This window comes from Kluyvera sp. Awk 3 (assembly GCF_028069715.1).
Lineage (GTDB): Bacteria > Pseudomonadota > Gammaproteobacteria > Enterobacterales > Enterobacteriaceae > Kluyvera > Kluyvera georgiana_A.
The window spans coordinates 1-23,056 of the sequence record NZ_JANEWH010000077.1 but is presented as its reverse complement, the minus strand read 5'-3'; the positions used below and the strand labels follow the sequence as shown (position 1 = coordinate 23,056).

Sequence of the window (23,056 nt, the reverse complement as noted above, 5' to 3'; positions counted from 1 at the left end):
GTTATGAAACATCATTTCAGTGATTTTTGTTGCATTTTTGTAAATTCGCGCTGCGCAATATGTTGATGTACATCACATTATTGCCTGAGAACAGTAAGTTAAGAGAACTTTAAATGCACTTATCTATTGTGCTGGTTTCGCCAGCAAGGGCCGAAAATATCGGTGCCGCTGCCCGCGCCATGAAAACCATGGGATTTAATGACATGCGTATCGTTGATAGCGTTGCGCACCAGGAACCCGCCGCGCGATGGGTGGCTCATGGCTCTACCGACATCCTTGACGGCATCACCTGCTACCCAACGCTGGCGGAAGCGCTGCACGATGTGGATTTCACCGTAGCGACTACCGCGCGCAGCCGTGCCCGATTCCACTATTACGCCACGCCGCAGGAACTGGTGCCAATGTTGACCGAAAAAGCGCAGTGGATGGACCATGCCGCGCTGGTGTTTGGCCGTGAGGATTCCGGGTTAACCAATGATGAACTGGCGTTAGCGGATGTGTTAACCGGTGTGCCGATGGTGGCGGATTATCCGTCGCTGAATCTCGGGCAGGCGGTGATGGTATATTGTTATCAGCTTTCCTCACTGTTACAAAACGCGAACCCCCCAGCAACGACAGGTGACGAAAATCAGCTGATTGCGTTAAGGGCGCGTATCAGCAAATTGCTCGAGCGGCTCGAGGTAGCCGGAGATGTAAAACTGGCCGATTGGCTGCAACAACGTATTGGCTTACTTGAGCAACGCGATACGGCAATGTTGCATCGTTTGCTGCATGATATTGAAAAAAATATGACAGAGTAAAATTCTGTCATTGTATTTTCGTATGGTGTTATTGGTCGGTATTTTGCAAAACTTATGGCCGTTGTGGTGGTTTGTCGGCGAATGAACGGGCGGATGTGAATTGATTGCGAAACGTGACGAAGTTAGAAATTCATTGACTTAGTGGGCCAGATACTTTAACCAATAGGGGTATAAGGCACAGACAGCTAAATGACAGAGCACACAACATCCATGATTCGCATCAGCAGCATTATGACCATTACCACCACCACTATTACCACAGGTAACGGTGCGGGCTGACGCGTACAGGAAACACAGAAAAAAGCCCGCACCTGAACAGTGCGGGCTTTTTTTTCGACTGAAGATCAAGGGGTAAAAACCATGCGAGTCTTGAAGTTCGGCGGTACATCAGTGGCAAATGCGGAACGGTTTCTGCGTGTTGCCGACATCCTGGAAAGCAACGCCAGGCAGGGGCAGGTAGCAACCGTGCTTTCTGCCCCGGCAAAAATCACCAACCATCTGGTGGCGATGATTGAAAAAACCATTGGCGGCCAGGACGCGCTGACCAACATCGCCGACGCCGAACGTATCTTTGCTGAACTTCTTCAAGGGCTTGCTACCGCCCAGCCGGGTTTTCCGCTGGCGGAACTGAAGGCGGCCGTTGAGCTCGAATTTGCCCAGATCAAACATATTCTCCACGGTATCAGTCTGCTCGGTCAGTGCCCGGACAGCGTCAACGCTGGCCTGATCTGTCGCGGCGAAAAGCTCTCTATCGCCATCATGGCCGGGCTGCTGAGCGCCCGTGGCCACAAGGTGACGGTGATTAACCCGGTTGAGAAACTGCTGGCCGTTGGCCACTACCTTGAATCGACAGTCGATATTGCTGAATCTACTCGCCGCATTGCCGCCAGCCAGATCCCGGCGGACCATATGGTGCTGATGGCAGGCTTTACCGCCGGTAACGAGAAGGGGGAACTGGTGGTGCTGGGGCGTAACGGCTCCGACTACTCCGCCGCCGTGCTGGCCGCCTGTTTACGCGCAGACTGTTGCGAGATCTGGACCGACGTCGACGGCGTTTATACCTGTGACCCGCGCCAGGTACCGGACGCGGTGCTGCTGAAGAGCATGTCGTACCAGGAAGCGATGGAGCTTTCCTACTTCGGCGCCAAAGTGCTTCACCCGCGTACCATTGCCCCTATCGCCCAGTTCCAAATCCCTTGCTTAATTAAAAACACCGGTAATCCACAGGCTCCAGGTACGCTAATCGGCGCCAGCAGCGACGATGATGCGCTACCGGTTAAGGGCATCTCCAACCTCAATAATATGGCGATGTTCAACGTCTCCGGCCCGGGCATGAAAGGAATGGTCGGCATGGCGGCTCGCGTGTTTGCCACCATGTCGCGCGCGGGCATCTCCGTGGTACTCATTACCCAATCCTCATCCGAGTACAGCATCAGCTTCTGCGTGCCGCAGAGCGACTGTGCGCGGGCGAAGAAGGCGATGGAAGATGAGTTCTATCTGGAGCTGAAAGAAGAACTGCTGGAGCCGCTGTCGATCATGGAGCGTCTGGCGATCATCTCCGTTGTCGGCGATGGAATGCGCACGCTGCGCGGCATCTCGGCGAAGTTCTTTGCCGCGCTGGCCCGCGCTAACATCAACATCGTGGCAATTGCCCAGGGTTCCTCTGAGCGTTCGATCTCCGTGGTGGTCAACAACGACGACGCCACCACGGGCGTTCGCGTCACGCATCAGATGCTGTTTAACACCGACCAGGTGATCGAAGTCTTCCTGGTGGGCGTCGGCGGCGTCGGCGGGGCGCTGCTTGAGCAGATTAAACGCCAGCAGGCGTGGCTGAAGAAAAAGCACATCGACCTGCGCGTCTGCGGCGTGGCGAATTCCCGCGCGCTGCTGACCAGCGTGCATGGGCTGAATCTGGAAAACTGGCAGGCGGAGCTGGAGGAAGCTAAAGAGCCGTTTAACCTTGGGCGTCTGATTCGTCTGGTGAAAGAGTATCACCTGCTGAACCCGGTGATCGTCGACTGCACTTCCAGCCAGGCGGTGGCCGATCAGTACGCCGACTTCCTGCGCGAAGGTTTCCACGTGGTGACGCCGAACAAAAAGGCCAATACCTCGTCGATGGACTACTACCACCAGTTGCGTCACGCGGCTGGCCAGTCGCGCCGCAAATTCCTCTACGACACCAACGTCGGGGCGGGGCTGCCGGTCATTGAAAACCTGCAAAACCTGCTCAACGCGGGCGATGAGCTACAGCGCTTCTCTGGCATTCTTTCTGGCTCACTGTCGTTTATCTTTGGCAAGCTGGATGAAGGCATGAGCCTGTCGGCGGCAACCAAAGTGGCGCGTGAGATGGGCTATACCGAACCGGATCCGCGTGATGACCTGTCGGGTATGGACGTGGCGCGTAAGCTGCTGATTCTGGCTCGCGAAACCGGGCGTAGCCTCGAGTTGAGTGATATTGTGGTCGAATCGGTGCTGCCAGAGAGTTTTGACGCCACCGGCGATACCGAGAGCTTTATGGCGCGTCTGTCGCAGCTTGACGATGAATTTTCCGCCCGAGTGGCGAAAGCGCGTGATGAAGGCAAAGTGCTGCGCTATGTTGGCAATATTGAAGAAGACGGCGTCTGCCGGGTGAAAATTGCCGCCGTTGACGGCAACGACCCGCTGTTCAAAGTGAAAAACGGCGAGAACGCGCTGGCGTTTTATAGCCACTATTATCAGCCGCTGCCGCTGGTGCTGCGCGGCTATGGCGCAGGCAACGATGTTACGGCGGCAGGGGTATTTGCCGATCTTCTGCGCACATTGTCATGGAAGTTAGGAGTTTAAAATGGTTAAGGTGTATGCCCCGGCTTCCAGTGCCAATATGAGCGTCGGGTTTGATGTACTGGGTGCCGCCGTCACGCCGATCGACGGCAGCCTGCTGGGCGACAACGTATCGGTTGAGGCGGCAGATCGCTTCAGCCTGCAAAATTTAGGGCGCTTTGCGGATAAACTGCCGAGCGAACCGCACGAAAACATCGTGTATCAGTGCTGGGAACGCTTCTGCCAGGAGATTGGCAAAGAAATCCCGGTGGCGATGACGCTGGAAAAAAACATGCCGATTGGTTCAGGGCTGGGTTCCAGCGCCTGTTCCGTGGTCGCCGCGCTGGTGGCGATGAATGAACACTGCGGCAGGCCGCTGGATGAAACCCGGATGCTGGCCCTGATGGGCGAGCTGGAAGGACGTATCTCCGGCAGCGTGCATTACGACAACGTCGCGCCGTGCTATCTCGGCGGAATGCAGCTGATGATCGAAGAGAATGACATTATCAGCCAGCAGGTGCCGTGCTTTGACGACTGGCTATGGGTGCTGGCCTATCCGGGCATTAAGGTCTCTACCGCGGAAGCGCGGGCGATTCTGCCCGCTCAGTATCGTCGTCAGGACTGCGTGGCTCACGGCCGTCATCTGGCGGGCTTTATTCACGCCTGCTATTCCCGTCAGCCGCAGCTGGCGGCAAAACTGATGAAAGACGTGATTGCCGAGCCGTACCGAACCAAACTGTTACCGGGTTTCAGCGAAGCACGTCAGGCGGTAGCCGGCATTGGCGCCGTGGCCTGTGGCATCTCCGGCTCCGGGCCGACGCTGTTTGCCCTGTGCGACAAAACCGAGACCGCGCAGCGCGTGGCGGACTGGCTCGGTCAGCATTATTTGCAGAATCAAGAAGGCTTCGTTCATATTTGCCGGCTGGACACGGCGGGCGCACGAGTAGTGGGATAACCGATGAAACTCTATAACTTAAAAGATCACAATGAGCAGGTCAGCTTTGCGCAGGCCGTGACTCAAGGGCTTGGCAAGCAACAGGGGCTGTTCTTTCCGTTAGATTTACCGGAATTCAACCTGACCGACATTGATGAACTGCTGACGCAGGATTTCGTCACCCGCAGTGCGAAAATTCTCTCCGCGTTTATCGGCGATGAGATCCCGGAAGCCGAGCTTGCCGCGCGTATCGCGACGGCGTTCACCTTCCCGGCGCCGGTGAATAAGGTGCAGGAAGACGTTGGCTGTCTCGAACTGTTCCACGGCCCGACTCTGGCGTTCAAAGACTTCGGCGGCCGCTTTATGGCGCAGATGCTGACTCATATCGCTGGCGACAAGCCGGTGACTATCCTGACGGCGACCTCCGGCGATACCGGCGCCGCCGTGGCGCACGCGTTCTACGGTCTGCCGAACGTCAAAGTGGTGATTCTGTACCCGCGCGGTAAGATCAGCCCGCTGCAGGAAAAATTGTTCTGTACCTTGGGTGGCAACATTGAAACCGTGGCGATCGACGGTGACTTCGACGCCTGTCAGGCGCTGGTGAAGCAGGCGTTCGACGACGAAGAGTTGAAAGTCGCGCTGGGGCTGAACTCCGCCAACTCCATCAACATCAGCCGCCTGCTGGCGCAGATTTGCTATTACTTCGAAGCGGTGGCGCAGCTGCCACAGGAAGCGCGTAATCAGCTGGTGATTTCCGTGCCAAGCGGTAACTTTGGCGATCTGACCGCGGGCCTGCTGGCCAAGTCGCTCGGTCTGCCGGTGAAGCGCTTTATCGCCGCCACCAACGCCAACGACACCGTGCCGCGCTTCCTGCAGGACGGCAAGTGGGCGCCGAAAGCCACTCAGGCGACGTTGTCTAACGCCATGGACGTCAGTCAGCCGAATAACTGGCCGCGCGTGGAAGAGCTGTTCCGCCGTAAAATCTGGCGTCTGAACGAGCTGGGCTATGCGGCGGTGGATGATGAAACCACCAAAGCGACCATGCGTGAGCTGCAAGCGTTGGGCTACACCTCTGAACCGCACGCGGCGATTGCCTACCGCGCGCTGCGTGACCAGCTGCAACCGGGTGAATACGGCCTGTTCCTCGGTACCGCCCATCCGGCGAAGTTCAAAGAAAGTGTGGAAGAGATCCTCGATGAAACGCTGCCGCTGCCAAAAGCGTTGGCGGATCGCGCCGATCTGCCACTGTTATCGCATAACCTGCCAGCCGACTACGCTGCGCTGCGTAATCTGATGATGAGCAAGGCGTAATGTCTCCGTTTCCCCTTCCAGCATGGAGGGGGAATCAGGGAGAAATTATGCAGGAATTCGGCAGGAAAAAAGGAGAATTTCCCAATAAATGCGGGTGGTTACAATATAGGATTGCGGAGAATAACAACGCGGGTTCCGCGGCGGTAATCTCTCTTCATCGGCCATACTGGCGAACGAAGAACCAAGGAGTTACCCATGTTAAAACCTGCGATGTTTGCACTGGCAATGATGCTGGCGGCTCCGGTTATCACTCAGGCCGCAGAGATTACGCTGGTTCCGGCGGTGAAACTGCAAATTGGCGACCAGGACAATAACGGTCGTTACTGGGACGGCGGCCACTGGCGCGACCACGGCTGGTGGAACGATCACTATGAATGGCGCGACAACCGCTGGCATGCCCACACGCCACCGCCGCCGCATCACGATAACCGCGGGCATGATGACCATCATGACAATCGTCACGATGACCACGGTCATGATAATCACGGTCACGGCGACGATCATCGCCCACCGTCAGGCCATCATTAATCGCGAATTCAGGTAGCCTACGGGCTACCTGCTTACTGTTCGTGGCGCTTGAAGACTAACTCTTCGGCGCTCGAACTTTCCGCATCAAAGAAATACCCTTCGCTATTAAAACCGGTCAACTGCTCTGGTTTCGACAGACGGTTCTCAATGATGTAGCGGCTCATCAGTCCGCGCGCCTTTTTGGCGTAGAAGCTAATCACCTTAAACTTACCGTTTTTCTCATCGAGGAAGACGGGCTTGATGATTTGCCCCTTCAACGCTTTCGGCTTCACCGAGCGGAAGTATTCATCTGATGCCAGATTCACCACGATATCGTCGCCCTGATCGTGCAGTGCGGCGTTCAGCGTATGGGTGATTTCCTCACCCCAGAACTGATACAGATCTTTCCCGCGCGGGTTCTCAAGACGAATCCCCATTTCCAGACGATAAGGCTGCATGAGATCCAGCGGACGCAGCACGCCATACAGGCCGGAGAGCATACGCAGGTGCTTCTGGGCGAAGTCAAAATCGGCTTCGCTGAAGGTTTCCGCCTGAAGCCCGGTATAAACATCGCCTTTAAACGCCAGAATCGCCTGGCGGGCGTTCTCCGGCGTGAAGTCCGGGTGCCAGTCGTGGAAGCGGGTGGCGTTTAAATCCGCCAGCTTGTCGCTAATCCCCATCAGCGCTTTAATCTGCGGCGCTGAAAGCTTGCGCGCAACGCCGATCAGTTGCTGAGAGTGCTCCAGCAGCATCGGCTGGGTATAGCGCGTGGTGGCCAGCGGGCTTTGGTAGTCGAGCGTTTTAGCAGGAGAAATCAGAATCAGCATATCCAGTCCTTGCAGAAAATTTCACGCAACTTTAACAAAAAAAGGGCCGCAGGTGATCGATTGCTGCTATTGGCGCGGTGGTTGATCCCAACTTTCCGGCGCGAGCTGTTGGGCGATCTCCGGATAATAGTCAGGATCGAACACCGGCGTGACGCCAAGTTTACGCTGGCGTAGGTAATCACGGGCGATGATTCTGACCACCGGAGACAGCAACAAAATGGCCGACAAGTTAGTGATTGCCATCAGCGCCATAATCACGTCAGCCATCTGCCAGACGACAGGCAAGCTGAGCTGACTGCCGATGACCACCATCAACAGAGTGCCAATACGCAGCAGCCAGAGGGCCCAGGGCTTATTGCAGCGTAAGAAGATCAGGTTGTTTTCGGCGTAAACGTAGTTGGCGACGATCGACGTAAAAGCAAACATCACCATGACTATCGCCACAAAGCTTGCGCCCCAGTTGCCAACCAGCACGTTCATCGCGTGCTGAATAAGCTGAATGCCGTCATAGCCGGTGGTTTTGGTGCCGTGACCCGACAACAATATAACCATTGCGCTGGCGCTACAGATAACGATGGTATCAATCAGCACGCCAATCATTTGTACGATGCCCTGCGCCGCCGGATGAGGGGGGAAGGAGGCTGCGGCGGCGGCCGCGTTAGGCGTGGACCCCATCCCCGCTTCGTTGGAAAACATGCTGCGCTGGAAGCCGCTGGTAATCGCCTGGCTGACGCTGTAGCCGACGGCACCAGCCGCCGCTTCTTGCAGGCCAAAGGCGCTGCGAATAATCATGTTGATGATGTCGGGCATTTCACCGATATGCCACAGCGAGATCAGCAGGCAGGTAACAACCCACACCAGTCCCATCAGCGGCACCAGCCACTGGCTAAGCCGCGCCACGCCTTTCATGCCGCGCATCATGACCAGCAGGGCGAAGAAGGCCACTACGACGCCGGTGAAGTTGAAGGGAATGTCGAAAGCATAATTCAATGCGTGTGCCATGGAATTGGCCTGCACGGTATTGAAGATGAGCCCGTAGGCGAGCAGCAGGAACAGGGAGAAGAGCACGCCCATCCAGCGCATGCCCAGTCCGCGCGTCATATACCAGGCGGGCCCGCCACGGAACTGCCCGTTGGCGTCACGTTCTTTGTAGAGCTGTGCCAGCGAGCACTCGGCGAAGCTGCTCGCCATGCCGATAATCGCCGCGACCCACATCCAGAACACCGCGCCGGGGCCGCCGACGGTAATCGCCAGCGCCACGCCTGCCAGGTTACCGCTGCCGACGCGCGCGGCCAGGCTGATGCACAGCACCTGGAATGATGTTAATCCGCCTTCGCCCGGTTTCAGGCTTCTTTTCAGACTTTTGCTAAACTGACGGATGTAGCGAAACTGGATGTAGCCGGTTCTCCATGTAAACCAGATACCACAGCCAAGGAGCAGGTAAATCATTACCGAGCCCCACAGTATTTCGCTGATAAAAGACAGGAAATCAGGCATTAAACGTCCTCTTGTCTATGCCAAAACGGGCGGCTGAACCCCGGAAGCTAACGGTGCTTCACACGATTCGATTCAGCCAATGTAAGCGTTACCATATTCAGCGCGCACAACGGCCACGTCTGAAAGTCCAATGCATGAGTTTATCATACTCTGCGCTCTCATGATGTCGGCGGTTGCGCTGAGAGAGCGGCGTGATATTATCGAGGCAGACCGGTTACATCCCCCTAACAGCTGTTTAAAGAGAAACACTATCATGACGGATAAATTGACATCTCTGCGTCAGTACACAACCGTAGTGGCTGACACCGGAGACATCGCAGCAATGAAGCTGTATCAGCCTCAGGATGCGACAACCAACCCTTCCCTGATTCTGGGCGCAGCACAGATTCCTGAGTACCGTAAACTGATTGACGATGCGGTAACCTGGGCGCGTAGCCAGAGCAGCGACCGTGCGCAGCAGGTTGTAGATGCTACCGACAAACTGGCCGTGAACATCGGTCTGGAAATCCTGAAACTGGTCCCGGGCCGTATTTCTACCGAAGTTGACGCGCGTCTCTCCTATGACACCGAAGCGTCCATCGCCAAAGCCAAACGTCTGATCAAAATGTACAACGATGCGGGCATCAGCAACGATCGCATCCTGATCAAACTGGCTTCTACCTGGCAGGGCATCCGCGCGGCGGAGCAGCTGGAAAAAGACGGTATCAACTGTAACCTGACCCTGCTGTTCTCCTTCGCTCAGGCGCGTGCTTGTGCGGAAGCGGGCGTATACCTGATCTCCCCGTTTGTTGGTCGTATTCTGGATTGGTACAAAGCCAATACTGATAAGAAAGAATACGCGCCTGCGGAAGATCCAGGTGTGGTTTCCGTGAGCGAAATCTACCAGTACTACAAAGAGCACGGCTATGAAACCGTAGTGATGGGCGCAAGCTTCCGTAACATCGGCGAAATCCTTGAGCTGGCCGGCTGCGACCGCCTGACCATCGCACCTGCGCTGCTGAAAGAGCTGGCAGAGAGCGAAGGCCCGCTGGAGCGTAAACTGACCTTCACCGGTGAAGTGAAAGCGCGTCCGAGCCGCATCACCGAGTCTGAGTTCCTGTGGCAACACAACCAGGATCCGATGGCGGTCGACAAACTGGCGGAAGGTATCCGTAAGTTTGCGATTGACCAGGAAAAACTGGAAAAAATGATCGGCGACCTGCTGTAATCTTGTCAGGCCGTAACGCAACAGCCCGCTTCTCTTTGCAGAGAGCGGGCTGTTTTTTTAATGCTGTAGTGAGGGGAGCTCTTCGGCGCTTACGCCGGTCATTTCAATGATATCGGCTGCCGGGATACCTTTTTCGAGCATCGCCCGCGCTATTTTACGCGACGCTTCGCGTTCCCCGGTTTGGATACCTTGTTGCATCCCCTGCTGTATTCCCTGCTGTATTCCTTCGTTGCGGCCTTCCTGCTTTAACTGCTCTGCTAACGTCATCAGTTCGTCTCCATACTGAGGCGCGCGCTGCGCCATTTCGTACAGCAATGTGCGGGCATCCTGAGCCTCTCCCGCCTGAAGCATATAGTTTACCAGTGCAATCACCTGTTGTCCGCTGATGTGATTGCGGGTTAACAGGATGGCGAGCTTATCGAGAAGCCGGGTGAGATCGCGCTGGCGAATGTGCTTTTGAATTAAAGTCAGCGCCGCCATACTCCGGTGGCGCATGATTTCATCATCGGGGATAACCGTGATATCAACCAGCGGGAAATTTTGGCTATAAATACGCCCAGCAACCACCGGGTCGCTGAATTCATCCAGCCAGTTCATTGAATTGGGGTAAGGGCTTCTTCGGCCCTGATAAAACAAAATGGGGATCACCAGGGGCAGCACGTTGTGACCCGCCTCCAGATGTCGCTGCATAGCGGCAATCGCATAGCGCATCAGACGAAAAGCCATATGTCTGTCTGGTGAACTCTGATGCTCTATTAACACGTGGATGTAGCCATCACCGCAAGCGGTTTTAAGCGAGTACAGCATATCGCTGAAATAGGGATGTAAGTCTTCTTCGATAAAGCTTCCAGACTCTAGCTGCAATGTTTGTAGGTCGCACAGCTGTAAAAGCGCAGGAGGAAGATGGATTGCGATAAAATCGCGTGCAGTTTCCATCGTCGAGAGAAACGTTTTAAACACTAAATCATGCGGCGTGGGTGTCCTGTTTTTTCGCATGTCTGGCCCTCCGTGGAAGCGTGTGGGCGGAGTCTGCCACCACGGTTATTTTCTCGATAGCAAATTATCAATCGCCAGGCTGATTTTGCGGCGAGCCTCGGGAAACGGCAGGAGATTACCCCTCCGGTGTCTTAGTATTACCGACCATTCACGTGTATCATTCTGCTCAACAGTACAGTTTTAACGGAATAATCATGAACACTTTACGCATTGGCTTAGTTTCTATCTCTGACCGCGCCTCCAGCGGTGTTTACCAGGACAAAGGCCTGCCGGCGCTTGAAGAGTGGTTGGGCAGCGCACTGGCGACGCCATTTGAAATCGAAACCCGACTGATCCCTGATGAGCAAACCATTATCGAGCAAACCCTGTGCGAGTTGGTTGATGAGATGAGCTGCCACCTGGTGCTGACCACCGGCGGTACCGGCCCGGCGCGTCGCGATGTGACGCCGGATGCCACGCTGGCGATTGCCGACCGCGTGATGCCGGGTTTTGGCGAGCAGATGCGTCAGGTGAGCCTGCACTTTGTGCCGACGGCGATCCTCTCTCGTCAGGTGGGCGTGATTCGTAAACAGGCGTTGATCCTCAACCTTCCGGGGCAGCCGAAGGCCATTCAGGAGACGCTGGAAGGGGTTAAAGATGCTGAAGGTAAGGTGCTGGTGAACGGTATCTTTGCAAGTGTACCGTATTGTGTACAGTTGCTGGAAGGGCCCTATATCGAGACCCATTCGCACGTTGTAGCAGCATTTCGCCCTAAGAGCGCACTTCGCGAGACTTTATCCTGAATGTGATGCTTTTCTGACATAACCTATCATTCCTCTGGAGTGCGATAGGGTTTACGGTATAGTCATTTTTGCTTTACACAAATCGTAAACTTATATCAACAGCTCAACTTTGCGAATGGTTTGTTATGTCACATTACACCCGACCTCTGAATCGACAAGATTATAAAACGCTGACGCTGGCCGCCCTGGGCGGCGCGCTGGAGTTTTATGATTTCATCATCTTCGTCTTCTTTGCCGCCGTGGTCGGGGAGCTTTTCTTCCCGGCAGATATCCCTGAATGGCTGCGCCAGGTACAAACTTTCGGCATCTTTGCGGCTGGCTATTTGGCTCGCCCGCTGGGTGGCATCATTATGGCGCACTTCGGCGATCTGGTCGGGCGCAAAAAAATGTTTACCCTCAGCATCCTGCTAATGGCGGTGCCTACGCTGGCGATTGGCCTGCTGCCGACTTATGCCACCGCCGGGCTGGTGGCGCCGTTACTGCTGCTGTTGATGCGTATTTTGCAGGGGGCCGCGATTGGCGGTGAAGTCCCGGGGGCGTGGGTGTTCGTGGCCGAGCACGTCCCGGCGCGGCGCATTGGTATCGCCTGCGGCACGCTGACGGCAGGGCTGACGGTGGGGATCCTGCTGGGCTCCGTGGTGGCAACGCTCATTAACACGCAGCTTACCGTGCAGTCGATCCACGACGGCGGCTGGCGAATTCCATTCCTGCTGGGCGGCGCGTTTGGTCTGGTGGCAATGTACCTGCGACGCTGGTTGCAGGAGACGCCTGTTTTTCTCGAAATGCAGCAGCGCAAAGCGCTGGCGCAGGAGCTGCCGATCAAGTCGGTGGTGCTCAAGCATAAGCAGGCGGTGGTGGTTTCGATGCTGCTGACCTGGCTGCTCTCCGCAGGTATTGTCGTGGTGATTCTGATGTCACCGGTGTGGCTGCAAAAGCAGTACGGTTATGCCCCCGCGCTGACGTTACAGGCTAATAGCGTGGCGACGGTGATGCTGTGCGTTGGCTGCCTGCTGGCAGGGTTAATCGTCGATCGTGTCGGCGCCAGCAAGACGTTTATCGTTGGCAGTATTTTACTGGCCTGCTCAAGCTGGTTCTTCTATCACCTCGCGGGAACGCATCCTGAGCAACTGTTCCTGTTGTACGGGCTGGTAGGTCTGTGCGTTGGCGTGGTTGGCGCCGTGCCTTACGTGATGGTGCGCGCCTTCCCGGCGGAGGTGCGCTTTAGTGGTATTTCCTTCTCCTACAATGTCTCTTACGCCATTTTTGGCGGCCTGACGCCGATTGCCGTCACCATGTTGATGGGCGTTTCGCCGATGGCGCCAGCCTGGTATGTGCTGGCGCTGTCGTTGATTGGCCTTGGGCTCGGCATCTGGCTGCGTAAAGAGATACCCGCAGTAAGCAGCGCCCCTGCCGAGGCGTAAGCCGACACCACGCGGCGTCGACCCCGGCGTCGCGTGTGCTAGCGAATAATGGTGACGTCTTTAAAGGTAAACCGTTTTTTCTGCCCCGCTTCCTGATAACCGATGCGAATGAAGACGCGCAAATTTTCCAGCCAGGCGTAATCGCTGCTCATTGCTCTGCCATCGCCCCGATCGTCGGTACAGATAAGCTCGATATAGCGCCCAGGGAAAGCCTTGTTCAGCGTTGAGGCATCGCGCCACGGGCCTTCCACACGACAATCCTGACGCTTCGATTTGCTTCCCTCCGGGGCGGTATCATCTTGCAGTACCGCATGCCAGTGGTACGGCTGGCCAGCCTCCGGCGTCACGCTAAAGTTGGTTTCCAGCGTCTGGGCGATGAACGGGCTATTTTTCATCGAATCCCACTGTTTCAGATCAACGATATTGAATAACCGATGGTACTGGCTATAGAACGTCACCCCTTTGAGTATCAGCGTATCAAGCGTGAGGGTGCTGCCGTCCGGCAGCCTGTCGATGCGCGTTGTGCCCTTAATATCGCTGTCGCCAGGCCACACCGGCGTATAGGTGAGGCTGGAAAACACAGGCGCGTTACTCCCGTTTTTCAGTATCTGCGCTGCTGTCTTGCTTACCGTTTCGGGAAGCGGGTAACGGGCTAAGGCCGCAGGATCGTTGTGCTCGAAATCGGGGATTGTCAGCGGCGCATCAGCTTCGGTTTTCTGCCGGGCTACCCACGCGCCGCTGCCGGTAAACGCGTTGAGATCCTTTAGAGCACACAGTTGCTTCACGGGGGCGGTAAGCGTGGCGGGGAGGGAAGTGAAGGCGGAATCCGTGGTTGTGGTGTTGTCAGTCACAACGTTGGCATTCAGAGAGAACGTTCGTTCAATGCGCGCTTGCTGGTTATCGCAATTAACCTGCATCTGGCTGATTTTAAAGTCGTAGGGCGCGTCATATTTCTTTTCGCGATGAACCTGAGCGTAATCCGTGCCTACGCGCAGATTGAGCATATTGCCCTCGCGATGGCTGTTATTCAGGTCGATAAACGGCTGGTCGCCGTTCTTTTCTGCGGCAGTGAGTCCTACCCAACGAGGCGGCGCGACGTTTTGTTTGCAGACATCGAGTGCAGGGTTGGTGCTGAGCAGGCTATCGGCATCGGGCTCGAAAGGGACACCGGGAATATAGCGGGCGAAAGAGTTACCGCCGTAGGCGCGGATATTGCTCCCGGTTACCGTGTGCAGGTTCATATACAGCAGCGTTTTTTCATGGGTTTGGCAATCAACGTTTAGCCAAAGATGATTATGTGATCCCTCTGACATCGTAATCCGATACACGGTATTGATGCTATCCCCGACGCGTACGGTATTTTCCTTATCCCAGTCAACGCTTCTGACTTCAGGCGTTGGTAGCGCACTGGCACCAACGGGCATCAAGGCTCCGCAGGCCAGAATCAGGGGGCAAGCTGAGGTGAGGCGCATCATCAATAATCCTTTTTATCATGAGAAGTTATTGAAAATAGCGCAAATTATCAGGAAACGATAATCCCAGTATCGGTAGTTTATGGGTAAAAAAAACGCCGGACAGGCCGGCGTTTTTCAGGATGAGGCGAGGATCAGTGTTTTTCACCAATCGGCAGTACGGTGCGACCGAACTGTTCGTTCAGCACTTCACCCATTGCCAGGTAAATAGCGCTCGCGCCACAAACCAGGCCAACCCAACCCGCTACGTGAATAATTGCTTCGTTGCCGTTGATGTTGCCAATCGCCAGCAGCGCGAACAGCACGGTCAGGCTCAGGAACACGAACTGCAGCATGCGTGCGGCTTTCAGGGTACCGAAGAACATGAACAGCGTGAACACGCCCCACAGGCCCAGGTAAGCGCCGAGGAACTGCGCGTTAGGTGCGTCGGACAGACCCATCTTCGGCAGCAGCAGAATGGCGACCAGAGTCAGCCAGAAAGAGCCGTAAGAGGTGAAAGCGGTCAGACCGAAAGTATTCCCTTTCTTGTATTCCAGCAGGCCCGCGAAAATCTGCGCGATACCGCCGTAAAAAATACCCATAGCGAGAATAATGCCGTCAAAGGCGAAGAAACCGGCGTTATGCAGGTTAAGCAGAATGGTGGTCATGCCGAAGCCCATCAGGCCCAGCGGTGCCGGGTTAGCCAACTTAGTGTTGCCCATAATTCCTCAAATCATCATTGAATGGTGAAATAATCTCCCCACTGCTGGGGGCGCGGCATCATAATCAGGAGTAAACGGGCTGTCTATGATCTGATCAGGGGAAAATGAACTATTTTCCCCCTTTAACTCATCCGGCACGCTGTAACGCCGCGCGGGCAATCAACCGACGCAGGCAGGCAATGCGCAGCACAGCAGGAATGGTGACGCGATAGGCGCTACCGCTGACGGCTTTCACGCCGTTCACCGCGGCGCCAACCGGTCCGCCAAGACCGGCGCCGCGCATCAGGCCGTGGCCGATGACGCTGACGGCGGCATGTTTATGCAAAATGTGGCTGAGCTGGCTGTCCAGCAGGTGTTCAATGCCGTGATCCAGACGATGATGATCGATAAGCTGCGGTAGTAAAGCTTCCACTTCCATGACCTTCAGCTGGATTGCCGCATGAAAGCGGGCTTTCTGTTCGTCGTTCATCCGCTTCCACGCATGGCGAACAAACTGTTCCAGCAGCTGTTTCTCAATAGCCGTGGTCGGCATCGTTTTGTCGGCTTTCAGCCCCAGACGTTTGGCGACATCGCGCAGGATTTCACGGTACAGCTTGCCGTGGCCACGGATCTGGTTGGCGATGCTATCGCCGCCAAAGTGCTGAAATTCGCCGGCGATCAACTGCCAGTTGCGACGGTGCTGCTCCGGATGGCCCTCCATCGACATGTACAGCTCATTGTGCAGCAGCGCGCTCGACAGACGACGTTTGCCTTTTTCATTGTGGGTCATCAGCACAGCTAAGCGTGCCAGCTGTTCTTCGCTACAGTGCTGGAGGAACACGAGATCTTCATCGTTCAGATAGGAGACTTTCATTTACGTTCGTGACTTATGTTAGCGGAGCAAGATTAATCGTCGCCGATGATTTTCAGCGATGCCATGTCGGAAGAGTTGACGGTATGGCCTGAGAAACTGATTTTGGACACGCAGCGTTTGTTGTCATTGTCGCTGTTGATGTTAATCCAGTCCGTCGTTTGGCCTTCTTTGAGTGAAGATGGAACGTTGAGGCTTTGGCTGCTGCTGCGGGCGGCCTTAAAGTACACCGAAGCGCCGCTCAGCTGTGCGTCGCCGCGATCCACGCTGAGTTTGATGCGCTTCACGACTCGACATACCGGGAGCTTCAGGGTGAGATCGTTAGTTTCGTTGCGGGGAAGGGCGATAACGCCCAACGTTTTGTGGTCGTTGGCGTAGGCGGAACTGGCCAGCAGCAGACCAAACGCCAGACTGACTGAGACGTTTAAAAGGGTTTTCATTGTATTCCTTACCGGAGGGGCCATTTTAGTGAGCAAAATGCTGCGCTAAATTTTATTCCTCGTCGGTTCGGTTTTCAGCGCTGAATTATGACAACTTATGACAGCAATTAACTGAATAAATTGATGTTTTTATATTTATGTCGTGAATGCGTTTGGCGAAACGCTGGAAATAAAACCGCACTGAATGAAAAATTTTTAATTTTGCCCCTTGATGGATGACGTTGCGACCCCATCTTGTAGTCAACCGCAGTGAGTGAGTCTGAAAAAAAACGATTCAGGGCAGTTGAAACCGTAGGTTTCGCCCTTATTACAGATTCACAACCACATGTTGACTGAATTTTTAGTGGAGACGTTTAGATGGGTAAAATTATTGGTATCGACCTGGGTACTACCAACTCTTGTGTAGCGATTATGGATGGCACTACCGCTCGCGTTCTGGAGAACGCCGAAGGCGACCGCACCACGCCTTCTATCATTGCTTATACCCAGGATGGTGAAACTCTGGTTGGTCAGCCGGCTAAACGTCAGGCAGTGACAAACCCGCAAAACACCCTGTTTGCGATTAAACGCCTGATTGGTCGCCGCTTCCAGGACGAAGAAGTTCAGCGTGACGTTTCTATCATGCCGTACAAAATCGTTGCCGCAGACAATGGCGACGCATGGCTTGATGTGAAGGGCACCAAAACTGCACCGCCGCAGATCTCTGCTGAAGTGCTGAAAAAAATGAAGAAAACGGCTGAAGATTACCTGGGTGAGCCGGTAACTGAAGCGGTTATCACCGTACCTGCTTACTTCAACGATGCTCAGCGTCAGGCAACCAAAGATGCTGGCCGTATCGCAGGTCTGGAAGTCAAACGTATCATCAACGAACCAACCGCAGCCGCGCTGGCTTATGGTCTGGATAAAGAAGTCGGCAACCGTACTATCGCGGTTTACGACCTCGGTGGTGGTACTTTCGATATCTCTATTATCGAAATCGACGAAGTTGATGGCGAAAAAACCTTTGAAGTTCTGGCAACCAACGGTGATACCCACCTGGGTGGTGAAGACTTCGATACCCGCCTGATCAACTACCTCGTTGACGAGTTTAAGAAAGATCAGGGCATCGACCTGCGTAACGACCCGCTGGCGATGCAGCGCCTGAAAGAAGCCGCTGAGAAAGCGAAGATCGAACTGTCTTCCGCTCAGCAGACCGACGTGAACCTGCCGTACATCACCGCAGACGCGACCGGTCCGAAACACATGAACATCAAAGTGACCCGTGCGAAACTGGAAAGCCTGGTGGAAGACCTGGTGAACCGTTCTATCGAGCCGCTGAAAGTTGCGCTGCAGGATGCTGGCTTGTCCGTATCCGATATCCAGGACGTTATCCTGGTCGGTGGTCAGACTCGTATGCCAATGGTGCAGAAGAAAGTTGCTGAGTTCTTCGGTAAAGAGCCGCGTAAAGACGTTAACCCGGACGAAGCTGTTGCTATCGGCGCAGCGGTTCAGGGCGGCGTTCTGACCGGTGAAGTAAAAGACGTGCTGCTGCTGGACGTTACCCCGCTGTCTCTGGGTATCGAAACCATGGGCGGTGTGATGACTGCGCTCATCAACAAAAACACCACCATCCCAACTAAGCACAGCCAGGTGTTCTCTACCGCTGAAGACAACCAGTCTGCGGTAACCATCCACGTGATTCAGGGTGAGCGTAAACGTGCATCCGATAACAAATCACTGGGTCAGTTCAACCTGGACGGTATCAGCCCGGCACCGCGCGGCATGCCGCAGATCGAAGTCACCTTCGATATCGATGCTGACGGTATCCTGCACGTTTCCGCGAAAGACAAAAACAGCGGTAAAGAGCAGAAGATCACCATCAAGGCATCTTCCGGTCTGAACGAGGAAGAAATTCAGAAGATGGTTCGCGATGCAGAAGCGAACGCAGAATCTGACCGTAAGTTCGAAGAGCTGGTTCAGACCCGTAACCAGGGCGACCATCTGCTGCACAGCACCCGTAAGCAGGTTGAAGAAGCAGGCGAACAGCTGCCGGCTGACGACAAAACCGCTATCGAGTCTGCGCTGACCGCGCTGGAAACGTCTCTCAAAGGCGAAGACAAAGCGGACATCGAAGCGAAAATGCAGGCGCTGGCGCAGGTTTCCCAGAAACTGATGGAAATCGCTCAGCAGCAGCACGCACAGCAGCAGGCTGGCGCAGCAGGCGCTGATGCTTCCGCGAACAATGCGAAAGACGACGATGTTGTTGACGCAGAGTTCGAAGAAGTGAAAGACAAAAAATAATCGCCCTGATGCAGGGTAATTAATCGGCACGGGCGAAGAGGTTTCCTCTCCGCCCGTGCTCGCATGTTAAGGGGCTGAACAAGACCAATGGCAAAGCAAGACTATTACGAGATTTTGGGCGTCTCCAAAACAGCGGAAGAGCGCGAAATCAAAAAGGCGTACAAACGCCTGGCCATGAAATACCACCCGGACCGCAACCAGGGTGATAAAGAGGCCGAAGCCAAGTTTAAAGAGATCAAAGAAGCGTACGAAATCCTGACCGACGCGCAAAAGCGTGCGGCCTACGATCAGTATGGCCATGCGGCCTTTGAACAGGGCGGTATGGGCGGCGGAGCCGGTGGTTTCGGCGGCGGCGCGGACTTCAGCGATATCTTTGGTGACGTATTCGGCGATATCTTCGGCGGTGGTCGCGGTCGCCAGCGCGCATCTCGTGGCGCAGACCTGCGCTACAACATGGATCTGACGCTGGAAGAAGCGGTTCGCGGTGTGACCAAAGAGATCCGCATCCCGACGCTGGAAGAGTGCGATGTCTGCCACGGCAGCGGCGCGAAGGCGGGTTCACAGCCGCAAACCTGTCCAACCTGTCACGGTTCCGGCCAGGTGCAGATGCGCCAGGGCTTCTTCGCTGTACAGCAGACCTGTCCACACTGTCAGGGCCGCGGTACGCTGATTAAAGATCCGTGCAACAAATGTCACGGTCACGGTCGCGTTGAGAAGACTAAAACCCTGTCCGTTAAAATTCCGGCAGGTGTGGACACCGGCGATCGTATTCGTCTGAGCGGTGAAGGTGAAGCCGGCGAGCACGGCGCACCGGCAGGCGATCTGTACGTTCAGGTACAGGTGAAACAGCACGCTATCTTTGAGCGTGAAGGTAATAACCTGTACTGCGAAGTGCCGATCAACTTCTCCATGGCGGCGCTGGGCGGCGAGATTGAAGTGCCGACGCTCGACGGTCGCGTGAAGCTGAAAATTCCGGGTGAAACGCAAACCGGCAAACTGTTCCGCATGCGCGGCAAGGGCGTGAAGTCCGTTCGCGGCGGCGCGCAGGGCGACCTGCTGTGTCGCGTGGTGGTAGAAACCCCGGTCGGTCTGAACGAGAAGCAGAAGCAACTGTTGAAAGACCTGCAGGAAAGCTTCGGCGGCCCAACCGGTGAAAACAACAGTCCGCGTTCGAAAAGCTTCTTTGACGGCGTGAAAAAGTTCTTTGACGATTTAACCCGTTAATTGACGACTGATTCTCCGTTTTATTTATAGCCTGGGTTTTCGCGCCCAGGCTTTTTTATGTTAATCACCGACTCACCTCCTTGTGCGTGTTTATCCGTTCCCGTTTAGAATCCACAAAATAGATACCGCTAACTGCCATTGTTACCGATGGGTACAGATCTCTGCACGTCTGCATATTTGCTACGACAGGAAATTGAGTTATTGTGAGCATAAATGATTTGTATTGTAGGTAAAAATGCGATAGAGCCGAGCCTTTTCGCGGCCAGGGATGGGGCTATTATGGGTCTGGAGGATTTGTACTGCATGATAAATATACAACAGCATCTTCCGGGGCGGCGGCCTGAATAGAGGGGAGCTGTTTGCAGTCGATACACCGATAGCTCGAAGTATTACGAGTCTATTGCTTTTCTAATATTTAAGGGCTAACAGTGGATGGGGGGAAAAGGCGCCAATAAAGATTTTGATTATAATTTAATCAAAGTTCTGGACGCCGTGATATCCGCTGGCAATGCGACAAAAGCCGCCAAACGATTAAATATTACGCCTGCCGCAGTTTCTCTGGCGCTGCGGCGCCTGCAAAATCATTATCAAGAGGAGCTCTTTGTCAGAGGTAAAGAGGGCCTCCTGCCTACCGCTAAGGCGATAGAGATTCATCACCATTTTCGCCAGGTGATGGAGTTGATTAACGGCACGTTTCATTCTCCAGCCAGTAAAGAAGAGTCTGCTCAGATAACCGTTTTGGGCAGCGATACGATTGAAAGTTACTATTTCTCGCAGCTTTATAACAACGCTGTATTTGAGCGTGTGTTAATCAATCATTTCTCTTCCCGCAATATGAGTCGTGAGCGGGTGATTGAACAGCTATTTACCGCCGAATGTGATTTGGTCATCAGTCAGGAACCCATTAGCGTTCCCGGTATTGATAATCAGATGATTGATAGCTTTAAGAGCTTTGTTTGTATCTGTGCCGCTAATCATATGTTTAGTCAACTCTCGCAGCTGACGTTGCATCATTTCTATTCATCGCGCCATGCGCTCTATAAGATGAATATCAGTAACCCGATGATGGGTGAAGATAATGGTTTACTGAGAGATGATTCTCCTTATAAAGGTCAGCGCGAGGTGGGCTATTGTAGCGACTCCGTTAACAGTCTGGTGAGTACCGTTGAACGTACCTCGTTAATCGCGATCATGCCTTTAAAAATGGCGCTGTTTTATAAGAATCAGCGTAAGTACGATATTAAGTTTGTGCAGCCGCCGCCGGAGCTCACTTTCCGCTCTATCCAGGTCTATGCGTCATGGAAAAAAAACAGTAAAAATCTTGCCGTCATTACTGATGTTGTTTCGATGCTGCATACGCTCTCCTCATTCCGCCGTTAAGGCGGCCCATGCGGTACGTATCAGGTGAAATGATGCCTGATGATTATTGTTTTTCCTGGAGGCTGCTTACACTTCTGTGAATAAATACCTCATCATATTTATACAGGAGTTTAATATGGCTATTCCCAATCATTTACCGACTACCGAAGTCGTCTTACTGGAAATTGAAATTCTACTGACCGTTGTCGCCATTGGTGCCTGGGGCGGCTTTGTCAGCTATTTTATTCGCAAGGAAAAGCAGTCTGAGAAGGACGCTTATCAATGTATTACGCACTGTTTGGTTCAGGTGGTAATCTCTTGTTTTACCAGCTTTTTACTGAGCGCCATTGCCATTGAACAAGGCTTTAGTTTTAATATGGTATTACTTGCCGCCGGTTTAGGTGGCGTATTCGCTGCGCCAATACTCAAAATTTTGGGTGAGCGAGTGAAGAAATATATCAATGACGCTAACGTGCGTTAACCGCTGTACTGTGCTGAGTCGATAAGAGACTCGTCCCTGAGTCTTTTATCTTCAGCCTGATAGCCTATTTATGTGATTCTGTTTTTTATCCAGCCATAAATAAACTCTTCATTTTCCTTGCGTTTTTCGGTGATGTCTAAATACCAGGCTCCCTGGCTGCAGTTTAATGCTTTTACCAACGTGCTTTCTCCTTCTTTTCCTCGCCACGACAAAAAATGCTCCAGTGCGGCAAGCGTTTGAGGGCCAATGCGTCCGTCTACCTTGATATTATTATATTTTTTTTCTTCGCGATTAAATACGTTTAACCAGCGCTGAAGCCAGGTGCACGGATAGTGTGTACCGATATTGACCGCGGCATCGCAGAGTTCAAAAGAGATGGGGTAGGAGATCTGGGCGATGTGTTCAAACCCAGGTTTAATCCAGTAGTCGCTTTCCAGGATCGCATACGCTTCAATACGCGACAGATCCTGCATGCTGCCGGAGTAGCCATGTGCCCGGGCTACTGCCTCCGTAATGCCCCAGTGAGTGAGTCCTCCTTTATCTTTTCCATTGTTGCTATAGTTGCCTTCCATCACCAGGATACCATCGATAATTGGGTTCATTTTTCATTCCTTTGAATTAATGAATATGCATGTACATTACACTGCCTAACGTCACCGAAAACACGGTGGTTAACGCGGCCAGCGTTTTTCTGAAGAACTGCTTTTTATTCTTTTTCGCCGTCGGGTCGATGATGCTGATCGCGATATCTTTATTAATCTGCAAACCCTGACGTGGGATAGTGATAAACAGGTCGTTAATGCCCAGCGTTTTTAAATCCCGGCGAATTAAATACAGAATTTGCGTCAGGTTTGCATCATTCACAAATTGACTGCGAGCCCCCCATAGCTCCTCCGCTATTTTTTGACGCTCAATGATTTCCTGATGCGCATTTTCAATAATGAAGCTGAGGCATTTCGCTCGCATCGCCGTCATTTTGATGGCCTGTGAGTTTGTGCTGGTTCTCAGTTCATACTTCCCTTCATTGTAAATACAACTTTCATTAATGAGATAAGTTTTCATAACGTCGTCCTTTAGTTATTACACTTTAATGGGTTGCTGCCGAATATAGGGTATGGGGATCACCCTAAGCTATTAATACTCATCATGTTTATTGTAATGTCATCTT

At 53.8% G+C, this 23,056-nt stretch carries 22 protein-coding genes and 1 other annotated feature; of the genes, 13 read left to right on the top strand and 9 right to left on the bottom strand.

Annotated elements, in window-relative coordinates:
- Positions 1 to 113 precede the first annotated feature (113 nt).
- The 6 genes from NNN71_RS15860 to NNN71_RS15835 all read left to right on the top strand — a co-directional run bounded on the left by NNN71_RS15860 (position 114) and on the right by NNN71_RS15835 (position 6,372).
- Positions 114 to 800: a tRNA/rRNA methyltransferase gene (locus NNN71_RS15860; protein WP_271458875.1), complete on the top strand. Its 687-nt coding sequence runs from the start codon at positions 114 to 116 to the stop codon at positions 798 to 800.
- Positions 801 to 989: 189 nt separating this feature from the next.
- A complete protein-coding gene (gene thrL, locus NNN71_RS15855; RefSeq protein ID WP_074398816.1) occupies positions 990 to 1,079 on the top strand; it encodes a thr operon leader peptide in 90 nt (29 codons plus the stop codon).
- Positions 1,018 to 1,135, top strand: a sequence feature (Thr leader region). It overlaps the preceding gene by 62 nt.
- A 25-nt stretch (positions 1,136 to 1,160) precedes the next feature.
- Complete coding sequence (gene thrA, locus NNN71_RS15850; protein ID WP_271458874.1) at positions 1,161 to 3,623, top strand: bifunctional aspartate kinase/homoserine dehydrogenase I; 2,463 nt, start codon at positions 1,161 to 1,163, stop codon at positions 3,621 to 3,623.
- A 1-nt stretch (position 3,624) separates the two neighbouring features.
- The gene (gene thrB, locus NNN71_RS15845) at positions 3,625 to 4,554 is read left to right on the top strand and encodes a homoserine kinase (protein WP_167576902.1); all 930 of its coding nucleotides are present in this window, start codon (positions 3,625 to 3,627) and stop codon (positions 4,552 to 4,554) included.
- 3 nt (positions 4,555 to 4,557) lie between these two features.
- On the top strand, positions 4,558 to 5,844 hold the full coding sequence (thrC, locus tag NNN71_RS15840; protein WP_163449305.1) for a threonine synthase: 1,287 nt from the start codon (positions 4,558 to 4,560) through the stop codon (positions 5,842 to 5,844).
- A 195-nt stretch (positions 5,845 to 6,039) separates the two neighbouring features.
- Positions 6,040 to 6,372, top strand: a complete 333-nt coding sequence (locus tag NNN71_RS15835; protein ID WP_163449304.1) for a DUF2502 domain-containing protein — start codon at positions 6,040 to 6,042, stop codon at positions 6,370 to 6,372.
- A gap of 32 nt (positions 6,373 to 6,404) precedes the next feature.
- Here the strand turns inward: NNN71_RS15835 and yaaA are convergent, their stop codons facing one another.
- Complete coding sequence (yaaA, locus tag NNN71_RS15830) at positions 6,405 to 7,178, bottom strand: peroxide stress protein YaaA (RefSeq protein ID WP_163449303.1); 774 nt, start codon at positions 7,176 to 7,178, stop codon at positions 6,405 to 6,407.
- Positions 7,179 to 7,244: 66 nt separating this feature from the next.
- Positions 7,245 to 8,675: an alanine/glycine:cation symporter family protein gene (locus NNN71_RS15825; protein WP_271458873.1), complete on the bottom strand. Its 1,431-nt coding sequence runs from the start codon at positions 8,673 to 8,675 to the stop codon at positions 7,245 to 7,247.
- Positions 8,676 to 8,928: 253 nt separating this feature from the next.
- Here NNN71_RS15825 and tal point away from each other — a divergent pair, with 253 nt between their 5' ends.
- The gene (gene tal, locus NNN71_RS15820; protein ID WP_163449301.1) at positions 8,929 to 9,882 is read left to right on the top strand and encodes a transaldolase; all 954 of its coding nucleotides are present in this window, start codon (positions 8,929 to 8,931) and stop codon (positions 9,880 to 9,882) included.
- 57 nt (positions 9,883 to 9,939) lie between these two features.
- Here the strand turns inward: tal and NNN71_RS15815 are convergent, their stop codons facing one another.
- Positions 9,940 to 10,878: an Rpn family recombination-promoting nuclease/putative transposase gene (locus NNN71_RS15815; protein ID WP_271458872.1), complete on the bottom strand. Its 939-nt coding sequence runs from the start codon at positions 10,876 to 10,878 to the stop codon at positions 9,940 to 9,942.
- A gap of 194 nt (positions 10,879 to 11,072) precedes the next feature.
- Here NNN71_RS15815 and mog point away from each other — a divergent pair, with 194 nt between their 5' ends.
- Together mog and NNN71_RS15805 are read left to right on the top strand one after the other, a co-directional pair.
- Positions 11,073 to 11,660: a molybdopterin adenylyltransferase gene (gene mog, locus NNN71_RS15810; RefSeq protein ID WP_271458871.1), complete on the top strand. Its 588-nt coding sequence runs from the start codon at positions 11,073 to 11,075 to the stop codon at positions 11,658 to 11,660.
- Positions 11,661 to 11,785: 125 nt separating this feature from the next.
- Positions 11,786 to 13,081, top strand: coding sequence for an MFS transporter (locus NNN71_RS15805; RefSeq protein WP_271458870.1), 1,296 nt, complete (start codon positions 11,786 to 11,788; stop codon positions 13,079 to 13,081).
- A gap of 38 nt (positions 13,082 to 13,119) precedes the next feature.
- Here the strand turns inward: NNN71_RS15805 and NNN71_RS15800 are convergent, their stop codons facing one another.
- The 4 genes from NNN71_RS15800 to NNN71_RS15785 form a co-directional block, all read right to left on the bottom strand.
- A complete protein-coding gene (locus NNN71_RS15800; RefSeq protein WP_271458869.1) occupies positions 13,120 to 14,556 on the bottom strand; it encodes a hypothetical protein in 1,437 nt (478 codons plus the stop codon).
- Between the two features lie 131 nt (positions 14,557 to 14,687).
- Positions 14,688 to 15,254, bottom strand: a complete 567-nt coding sequence (gene satP, locus NNN71_RS15795) for an acetate uptake transporter (RefSeq protein WP_163449296.1) — start codon at positions 15,252 to 15,254, stop codon at positions 14,688 to 14,690.
- 127 nt (positions 15,255 to 15,381) lie between these two features.
- Positions 15,382 to 16,107, bottom strand: coding sequence for an acidic protein MsyB (msyB, locus tag NNN71_RS15790; RefSeq protein ID WP_271458868.1), 726 nt, complete (start codon positions 16,105 to 16,107; stop codon positions 15,382 to 15,384).
- 32 nt (positions 16,108 to 16,139) lie between these two features.
- Positions 16,140 to 16,544, bottom strand: a complete 405-nt coding sequence (locus NNN71_RS15785; protein ID WP_249022349.1) for a DUF2541 family protein — start codon at positions 16,542 to 16,544, stop codon at positions 16,140 to 16,142.
- A 357-nt stretch (positions 16,545 to 16,901) separates the two neighbouring features.
- Between NNN71_RS15785 and dnaK the strand changes: the two genes are divergently transcribed.
- The 4 genes from dnaK to NNN71_RS15765 all read left to right on the top strand — a co-directional run bounded on the left by dnaK (position 16,902) and on the right by NNN71_RS15765 (position 21,888).
- The gene (gene dnaK, locus NNN71_RS15780; RefSeq protein WP_064547267.1) at positions 16,902 to 18,824 is read left to right on the top strand and encodes a molecular chaperone DnaK; all 1,923 of its coding nucleotides are present in this window, start codon (positions 16,902 to 16,904) and stop codon (positions 18,822 to 18,824) included.
- 87 nt (positions 18,825 to 18,911) lie between these two features.
- Entirely contained in the window at positions 18,912 to 20,048 is a 1,137-nt protein-coding gene (gene dnaJ, locus NNN71_RS15775; protein ID WP_163449292.1) for a molecular chaperone DnaJ, read from the top strand.
- Between the two features lie 432 nt (positions 20,049 to 20,480).
- Positions 20,481 to 21,428: a LysR family transcriptional regulator gene (locus NNN71_RS15770; protein WP_271458867.1), complete on the top strand. Its 948-nt coding sequence runs from the start codon at positions 20,481 to 20,483 to the stop codon at positions 21,426 to 21,428.
- Positions 21,429 to 21,543: 115 nt separating this feature from the next.
- Positions 21,544 to 21,888, top strand: a complete 345-nt coding sequence (locus NNN71_RS15765) for a phage holin family protein (protein ID WP_249022348.1) — start codon at positions 21,544 to 21,546, stop codon at positions 21,886 to 21,888.
- Between the two features lie 68 nt (positions 21,889 to 21,956).
- Here the strand turns inward: NNN71_RS15765 and NNN71_RS15760 are convergent, their stop codons facing one another.
- Both NNN71_RS15760 and NNN71_RS15755 read right to left on the bottom strand, forming a co-directional pair.
- Positions 21,957 to 22,490: a glycoside hydrolase family 108 protein gene (locus NNN71_RS15760; protein WP_163449289.1), complete on the bottom strand. Its 534-nt coding sequence runs from the start codon at positions 22,488 to 22,490 to the stop codon at positions 21,957 to 21,959.
- Positions 22,491 to 22,506: 16 nt separating this feature from the next.
- The gene (locus NNN71_RS15755) at positions 22,507 to 22,950 is read right to left on the bottom strand and encodes a winged helix-turn-helix domain-containing protein (RefSeq protein WP_163449288.1); all 444 of its coding nucleotides are present in this window, start codon (positions 22,948 to 22,950) and stop codon (positions 22,507 to 22,509) included.
- Between the last annotated feature and the right edge of the window lie 106 nt (positions 22,951 to 23,056).